The sequence below is a fragment of the Candidatus Eisenbacteria bacterium genome (assembly GCA_005893275.1).
GTDB lineage: Bacteria > Eisenbacteria > RBG-16-71-46 > SZUA-252 > SZUA-252 > WS-7.
In genome coordinates this window covers 1-2,963 of record VBOW01000091.1, presented here as the reverse complement: position 1 = coordinate 2,963, position 2,963 = coordinate 1, and the positions used below count along the sequence as shown (strand labels likewise).

Annotated in this window: 3 protein-coding genes; 1 reads left to right on the top strand and 2 read right to left on the bottom strand. The window is 63.0% G+C overall.

Annotated features, from left to right (window positions below; all coding sequences use genetic code 11):
• Positions 1-530 precede the first annotated feature (530 nt).
• Positions 531-1,892 (bottom strand): alpha/beta fold hydrolase, encoded by a 1,362-nt coding sequence (locus tag E6K76_12410; GenBank protein ID TMQ56581.1) that lies wholly within the window; start codon positions 1,890-1,892, stop codon positions 531-533.
• A gap of 187 nt (positions 1,893-2,079) precedes the next feature.
• On the opposite strand from E6K76_12410, the gene E6K76_12405 reads away from it, so the two are divergent.
• Positions 2,080-2,517: an ester cyclase gene (locus E6K76_12405; protein TMQ56580.1), complete on the top strand. Its 438-nt coding sequence runs from the start codon at positions 2,080-2,082 to the stop codon at positions 2,515-2,517.
• A 250-nt stretch (positions 2,518-2,767) separates the two neighbouring features.
• On the opposite strand, the gene E6K76_12400 is transcribed toward E6K76_12405, so the two are convergent.
• A partial coding sequence (locus E6K76_12400) for an SRPBCC domain-containing protein (GenBank protein TMQ56579.1) occupies positions 2,768-2,963 on the bottom strand: 196 nt, incomplete at its 5' end.

Here is a 2,963-nt window from a genome sequence, read left to right as displayed (position 1 = left end):
CGGAAGGTGCCACAATGATTTCCCGGGCAGAGGCAGTCCCCGGCAGGACTAAGGCACCGAGGAAGGCCGCCAGCCGGCATCGCTGGAAGAAATCCATCATGGAGAATCGAGGTCCCATAAGACGACTCATGGTGTCAGGTCGAGTGGGCCACCGTCTTGGTCCCGCTTGTACCGCGCGGAGAGTCTCGGAAGGCCGTCTGACGAAATACGCCCGGCAAGGGCATTTCTTCTCAGAGGTTCAAGCTAAGGATCGACCGGGCGCTAGGCGGACTTTAGCTCGAATCGGACCCGCTTTGCCAGCGTAGTCTAGCAAATCGGGCTGAATCCGCCCATTCTCCAGGTCTCGAGCCGCCTGCCGGAGGAACGCGAAGATCGTGGGTGCCCAGTGGTACGAAATGCGTGTTTTCGGGGGGCTGCCAGACGGTTAGCTGCAGCCACTAGCGGTCCGTGGGCGGCGGATCGGTGGCACCGCCGATCCGCCGTATCCATTTCGGTATGAATGCGAGGCCGGGAGCGGGTTCTAACGGTGGCTATTCGGCCTTTCCCGGTGCAATGAAGGCGGCGAGCTTGTCGATGACGCTGCCGTCCACATGGTCGGGTTTTCCGTATTCGCCGGGCCCAGGCCTCCCGCTCCCTGAGATGAAAAGATGGTTCAAGCCGGTGAGGGTCACGATCTCGACATTCGGCGTACCGGCCAGACCGCGCCGCCACGCTTCAAGGTCTTCCTCGATCACCTGATAGTCGCGACCTCCTCGCAACAGGAGTATGGGCTTCGCGAGCTTCTTGGCCATTGCGATCCCATCGTGTGCCGCTAGATCCTTCCAATAGCTCTGAGGCGCTCCCAGAAACCGCTCCGCGCCGAGAGTCCCATCCTTGATCTGGGCCACCTTGCGCTCAGCCTCCGCGATGTCCTTCGGAGGCGCACCGACATAGCGCATCTGCGAGAGTGCGACGTCCCATAGCGCGCGCCCCGGAGGTGCCAGCAGGACGACGCCCGCAACGTGCTCCGATCGAACCGCCACCTCGGGGGCCAGGAGAGCGCCCAGGCTGTGGCCGATGACGAAAACGCGCTGAGGATCGATCTCCGGCCGGGCTCGCAGCGCGGCGACCGCGGCGACTGCGTCCACTGTGACTTCATCGTCCACGGAAATGCTGTCGCCGAGCTGGGGCCCGTATACAAACGTTCGCTTGTCGTAGCGAAGCACTTCGATTCCGCGGGATGCTAGTCCCTCGGCCAGATCCTTGAAGACCTTGCTCGCTCCGATGGTCTCATCCCTATCCTGGGGTCCCGAGCCGTGTAGGAGTACGACACCCGGGAAGGGGCCGAGCCCCACTGGTACCGTGAGAGTTCCACCCAGGACAAAGGGCGCGGTGCCGACCGACACGTCCACAGCGCGAAAATCCGAAGGATGGACATAGAGCGCCGGCGGGGCGGGCTTAGCGGGGGAGGGCACCGGTTTGATGACGAATCCGGCCACCTCTTGCGTATCGGGATGAATGGCCACGGTCGCCTGGAGCTCGCCGTGGTCGAATTTCAGCAATGCGATGCGGACATCGAGGCCCTGAGCCTGGGCGGACTGGGTGATCCTCCAGGAAACCAGCGGCCCGAACGTGCCGAGCTGTGCCGACCATACCGTCCGGAGCTTCTCCTCGGACACGGCGCTTCTCATCGTCGCGTCGAACATCCCGAACGCCGCCGAGTAGTTCTGCGCCTTCATAGCGGAGAGGAGCGTCTCCGTGATTTGATCGCTCGCGCCAGCGGTCGGGGCGGGCTTGTCCGCGGCGCCGACCGCCGAGCCTGCGAGGATTAGGGTTGAGAGAATCAGGGGCAGGGCCGCGAGTCGGCTCATGAGGGGCACCTCAGCTTCTCTCGTTCGGGGCAGGAACGGCATCCATGGCTGGCGAGCAGCTTACACCCTTGGGACTCCCAACCAAAGATGGCGGGCGGGGCTTGTAAGCGCGGCACCCCTCCTGGGATAATAACGGACGTTTCAGCCTGGGATGGGCGTCGCAGGAATCCCCCTTCGCGCATCGGCAAGTCGAACCCAGTCCGGTGGAGCAATTGGTTAGGAGGGCACCATGGCAAGCAAGGATCTCACCAAGATTAGCCGCGATCACATCGAAGCCTTTAACGCTGCCGACTGGAGTCGCGTCAAGGAAACGCTCACCGCCAATGCCCTCTATAACGAAGTGGGCACCCAGAGGCGTATCCAGGGGGTCGACGCGATTGTCACTGCGTACCAGGGATGGAAGCGGGCCTTTCCGGATGTGAAGGGTAAGGTCACGAACGCAGTTTCGATGGGGGACAACGTAGTTCTGGAGATTACCTGGGAGGGGACGCACACCGGCCCCCTTGAGGGCCCTGGTGGCACCATCGCCGCGACGGGGAAGCGACAGGTGACTCCCTCAGCTCTGCTGCTTCTATTCGAAGGGGACAAGATTAAGGAAAGTCGGCACTACTTCGATATGCTAACTCTTCTGCAACAGATCGGTGCCGTTCCCGCGGGAGTACGCTGAGAAGCGATTCGGCATCGGGCGATCTCGCGTCCGGCGTCCGCCGGTTCACGGGTCAGTGGAAGGCCTGTTGGGTATCCTTGCGGGTGAGGCTAGAAGAGAGGATGGTCAGGGGAAGCATGAAGGTGCGCAGCTGTTGCGTCGCTTCGATGATATGCCTTGCGGTCGCTTCATGCCCTGTATGCGGCGCCTGGGCTGCTAAGTCCTTGACAATCGCTGCGTTCGGCGGCTACCAAACCTATTGGCCGCCGCATCAGCGCGCCGATTTCGCGAACCGCTCCTCGATCGCCCCGAGGACGGAAGCCCAGCCGTCCCGGTGCTGGCGGCCGAAGTCGTCGTCCGGTACTCCCGTGTGACGCAGGGTGACCCGCGTCTTGTCGCCCTCGGGCTCGAAGGTGAGGGTCACCACCGACTCCAGCCCGCGGGTGCCTTCGGAGACCCAGGTGTGC

Bases quoted from the DNA above. Each gene is read 5' to 3' on its own strand.
- E6K76_12405 (TMQ56580.1), top strand. From the start codon at position 2,080: ATGGCAAGCAAGGATCTCACCAAGATTAGCCGCGATCACATCGAAGCC.
- E6K76_12410 (TMQ56581.1), bottom strand. From the start codon at position 1,892: ATGCCGTTCCTGCCCCGAACGAGAGAAGCTGAGGTGCCCCTCATGAGC.